Raw genomic sequence first — 4333 nt, 5'->3', positions numbered from 1 at the left:
GGCTTTCCTCCGGGCTTTCGTTCTGTGTTCTTGCGTTTCCGACTCTATCAGACTCTTTCGGGCCCGATTTCCTCGGTGCTTTCCAGTTCCTGCGCTTTCGCGCTTTCCCTTTCCGGCGATTCCGACTCTATCAGATCCTTGCGGGCCTGACTCCCAGTCAGCGGGCTTTACCTCGAGGCTGTTCGGCCCCTTCGGCGAGTGAGACAGTAGCGGATTCCTCGCCCCCGAACCTAATCGGCGGCGGCGTCCTCGGACACGGATTCCTCATTCGCAAATACGCATGAAAACGAGCCGACGGAGTGCGTCGTTCGTTCGAATGTGTAGTGCGGAATGGCCGTCCGGGGACCGACCGGGGTCGGCGCTCACTTCGGACAACTCGAAGAACCTTACGGACCGGGCACACCTGTGTCAACCCCCCGCCGGCCGCCGCGCGGACGTCCTAGAAACTCCCTCCGCGCTCACCCCCGGCCGTCTACGCTGGCCCCCATGACTACGCATGCGCTCACGCTCAGCCTTCGCTGGTGGGCCGCCTGACGGCGGCCGACCTTCCACACGAGCACGCATGCGCTCACGGCCGCCGCTTCGGCGGCCGTTTTCGTTTCTCCCTCCCGGGAGTGGCTCGGTCGCCCGGCGCGGTGGCCCCGGCACCACTCACACACAGGGAGAGCAGGACATGACGAGGATCTTCAGCGGGGTCAAGCCGACGGGACATCTGACGCTGGGGAACTACCTGGGGGCCGTACGGCAGTGGGTCGCCATCGACCAGGAGCCGGACGAGGCGCTGTTCTGCGTCGTCGATCTCCACGCGCTGACCGTCGAGCACGAGCCGGCGCGCGTACGGCGGCTGAGCCGGCAGGCGGCGACGCTGCTGCTCGCCGCCGGGCTGGATCCACAGCGGTGCACGCTCTTCGTGCAGAGCCATGTCGACGAGCACACGCGGCTGGCGTACCTGCTGGAGTGCACCGCCACCGACGGGGAGCTACGGCGGATGATCCAGTACAAGGAGAAGGCGGCGAAGGCGCAGGCTTCAGGGGAGGGCGTACGGCTGTCGCTGCTCACCTATCCGGTGCTGATGGCCGCCGACATCCTGGCGTACGGGACCCAGGAGGTGCCGGTCGGGGAGGACCAGCGCCAGCACGTGGAGCTGACGCGCGACCTGGCGGTGCGCTTCAACCAGCGCTACGGGCACACCTTCACCGTGCCGAAGGCGACGCATCCGGCGGTGGCCGCGCGGGTCATGGACCTGCAGGAGCCGACCTCGAAGATGGGGAAGTCCCATGAGAACGGGGCGGGGATCGTCTACCTGCTCGACGAGCCCGGCGTCGTGCGCAAGAAGGTGATGCGTGCGGTCACCGACAGCGGGGACGGTGCGGTGGTCTACGACCGGGAGGCGCGGCCGGGGGTCGCGAACCTGCTGGACGTCCTGGCCGCGTGCACCGGGGGCGATCCGGTCCGGCTCGCCGACGGGTACAGCGGGTACGGGGCGCTGAAGCGGGACGTCGCCGACGCGGTGGTCGAGCTGTTGCGGCCGGTGCAGGAGCGGCATGCGGAGCTGGCCGGCGATCCGGCGGAGGTGGAGAAGGTGCTGCGGCAGGGCGCGGGGCGGGCCCGGGAGCTGGCACGGCCCGTGGTGGACCGGGCGTACCGGGCCATCGGGTTGCTGGAGCCGTGAGGGGTGGGGGTCCCGCGCGCTGCGGGACCCCACCTATACGGGTGTCTCAGCTGTTGCCGGAGGCGAGCTCGCGGCTGCGGTCGCGGGCCGCTTCGAGGGCGGCGATGAGGGCGGCGCGTACGCCGTGCCGCTCCAGTTCCACGATGGCGTTGATCGTCGTACCGGCCGGGGAGGTGACGGCCTCGCGGAGCTTGACCGGGTGCTCGCCGCTGTCGCGGAGCATCACGGCGGCGCCGATGGCGGCCTGGACGATCAGGTCGTGGGCCTGGGCGCGGGGCAGGCCGAGGAGGATGCCGGCGTCGGTCATGGCCTCGACGAGGAAGTAGAAGTACGCGGGGCCGGAGCCGGAGAGGGCGGTGGCCGCGTCCTGCTGGGACTCGGGGACGCGCAGGGTCTTGCCGACGCCGCCGAAGATCTCTTCGGTGTGGGCGAGGTGCTCGGCGGTGGCGTGGCTGCCGGCGGAGATGACGGACATGGCCTCGTCGACGAGGGCGGGGGTGTTCGTCATGACGCGGACGACGGGAGTGCCGGGGCTGAGCCGTTCCTCGAAGAAGGAGGTGGGGATGCCGGCGGCGCCACTGATGACCAGGCGGTCGACGGGGACGTGCGGGGCGAGCTCGTCGAGGAGCTTGGCCATGTCCTGGGGCTTGACGGTGAGGATGAGGGTGTCGGCGCGCTTGGCGGCTTCGGCGTTGGAGACGGCCTCGACCCCGTAGCGGGTGCGGAGCTCCTCGGCCCTGTCGGCGCGGCGGGCCGTGACGAGGAGCTTCGAGGCGGGCCAGCCGCCGCGGATCATTCCGCTGAGCAGAGCCTCGCCGATCTTGCCGGTACCGAGGACTGCGACTGTCTGGGTCATGCCCGATTCACCTCGCCTGGGGTATCTCCCGGCGGTGGCCGGGGGATGTTCTGTTGCGCGTGGGCTGCGTATACGTCCTCATCCTTGCACCCGGGCGGTGGAGGGGGAGGCACTGTCCGGAGTGCGGTCAGGGGGTGCGGCGGCGGAGGGTGGCCGCGCCGAGGGCGAGTACGAGCAGGGCGCAGGCGGCGACGATCACGGCGTCGCGGACGAAGTCGGCGGTCATGTCGGTGTGGGTGAGGACCTGGGTCATGCCGTCGACGGCGTAGGACATGGGCAGGACGTCGGAGACGCCTTCGAGGACCGGGTGCATGGTGTCGCGGGCGGCGAACAGGCCGCAGAGGAGCAGTTGGGGGAAGATCACCGCCGGCATGAACTGGACGGCCTGGAACTCGGAGGCGGCGAAGGCGGAGACGAAGAGGCCGAGGGCCGTGCCGAGGAGGGCGTCGAGGAGGGCGACGAGCAGGAGCAGCCAGGGGGAGCCGACGACGTCGAGGCCGAGGACCCAGAGGGCGAGTCCGGTGGCGAGGAGGGACTGGAGGACGGCGACGGCGCCGAAGGCGAGGGCGTATCCGGCGATGAGGTCGCCCTTGCCCAGGGGCATGGCGAGGAGGCGTTCGAGGGTGCCGGAGGTGCGTTCGCGCAGGGTGGCGATGGAGGTCACCAGGAACATGGTGATGAGGGGGAAGATCCCGAGGAGTGACGCGCCGATGCCGTCGAAGGTGCGGGGGCTGCCGTCGAAGACGAAGCGCAGCAGGGTGAGCATCAGGACGGGGACCAGGAGCATCAGCGCGATGGAGCGCGGGTCGTGGCGGAGCTGGCGCAGGACGCGGGCGGCGGTGGCGGCGGTGCGGGCACTGTTCACGGGGTCGTCTCCTGGGCGGCGAGGGTGTTGGCCCCGTCGACGAGGCGGAGGAAGCCCTCCTCGACGGTGGCGGAGCGGGTACGGGTGCGCAGTGCGTCGGGGGTGTCCTGGGCGAGGATGCGGCCTTCGCGCATGAGGAGGAGGTCGTGGCAGCGCTCGGCCTCGTCCATGACGTGGGAGGAGACGAGGATCGTCGCGCCGCGGGTGGCGGCGATGTCGTGGAAGAGGTTCCACAGGTCGCGGCGCAGGACGGGGTCGAGGCCGACCGTGGGTTCGTCGAGGACGAGGAGCTCGGGGGTGCCGAGCAGGGCGACGGCGAGGGAGACGCGGCTGCGCTGGCCTCCGGAGAGGTTGCCGGCGAGCGCGTCGGCGTGGGTGGTGAGGTCGACGTCCGCGATGGCCCGGTGTACGGCTGCGGCGCGGCGGTCGGCGGCGGGGCGGCCGGGGTCGAGGACGGCGGCGAAGTAGTCGAGGTTCTGCCGGACGGTGAGGTCGTCGTAGACGCTGGGCGCCTGGGTGACGTAGCCGATGCGGGAGCGGAGCTCGGGGTGGCCGGCGGGGCGGCCGAGGACGTCGAGGGTGCCGGTGACGTGCGCCTGGGTGCCGACGATGGCGCGCATGAGGGTGGATTTTCCGCAGCCGGAGGGGCCGAGGAGGCCGGTGATGCGGCCGCGGGGGACATCGAAGGCGATGGAGTCGATGACGGTGCGGGGGGTACGGCCGGTGCCGCGGCGGACGGTCAGGCCGTGGGCGTGCACGGCGGCCGGGGCTCCCTCGGGCTGGTTATTCATCATGTGATGAATAATGCTCCTGGCTGTGCCGGCCGTCAATCGCCCGGGCAGAGCGGAGTGGGGGCGGGGCGGGGCGGGCGGCGGGGGGCTAGCCGCGTGCCCGCGACCCGGCATCCATCGGCGCCGCCTGGGCCGCCGGAGCCCCGGTC

At 71.2% G+C, this 4333-nt stretch carries 4 protein-coding genes; 1 reads left to right on the top strand and 3 read right to left on the bottom strand.

Annotation, left to right across the window (positions count from 1 at the left end; all coding sequences use genetic code 11):
• Positions 1-673: 673 nt before the first annotated feature.
• Complete coding sequence (gene trpS / locus PV721_RS41630) at positions 674-1672, top strand: tryptophan--tRNA ligase (RefSeq protein WP_319733843.1); 999 nt, start codon at positions 674-676, stop codon at positions 1670-1672.
• Between the two features lie 46 nt (positions 1673-1718).
• Here trpS and proC read toward each other — a convergent pair whose 3' ends face one another.
• The 3 genes from proC to PV721_RS41615 form a co-directional block, all read right to left on the bottom strand.
• Positions 1719-2528, bottom strand: a complete 810-nt coding sequence (gene proC, locus PV721_RS41625) for a pyrroline-5-carboxylate reductase (RefSeq protein WP_319733841.1) — start codon at positions 2526-2528, stop codon at positions 1719-1721.
• Between the two features lie 127 nt (positions 2529-2655).
• Positions 2656-3393 carry an ABC transporter permease gene (locus tag PV721_RS41620; RefSeq protein WP_319733840.1) on the bottom strand — a complete coding sequence of 246 codons (738 nt, stop codon included), beginning with the start codon at positions 3391-3393 and terminating at the stop codon, positions 2656-2658.
• On the bottom strand, positions 3390-4187 hold the full coding sequence (locus PV721_RS41615; RefSeq protein WP_319733839.1) for an ABC transporter ATP-binding protein: 798 nt from the start codon (positions 4185-4187) through the stop codon (positions 3390-3392). Before PV721_RS41615 ends, PV721_RS41620 begins: the two co-directional genes overlap by 4 nt.
• Between the last annotated feature and the right edge of the window lie 146 nt (positions 4188-4333).

Source organism: Streptomyces sp. MB09-01, assembly GCF_033794505.1.
Classification (GTDB): domain Bacteria; phylum Actinomycetota; class Actinomycetes; order Streptomycetales; family Streptomycetaceae; genus Streptomyces.
This window is presented reverse-complemented; position numbering and strand designations above follow the sequence as displayed.

What these genes read in the sequence shown, in the direction of transcription:
- trpS (WP_319733843.1), top strand. Translation starts at nt 674, where the DNA reads ATGACGAGGATCTTCAGCGGGGTCAAGCCGACGGGACATCTGACGCTG.
- proC (WP_319733841.1), bottom strand. Translation starts at nt 2,528, where the DNA reads ATGACCCAGACAGTCGCAGTCCTCGGTACCGGCAAGATCGGCGAGGCT.
- PV721_RS41615 (WP_319733839.1), bottom strand. Translation starts at nt 4,187, where the DNA reads ATGATGAATAACCAGCCCGAGGGAGCCCCGGCCGCCGTGCACGCCCAC.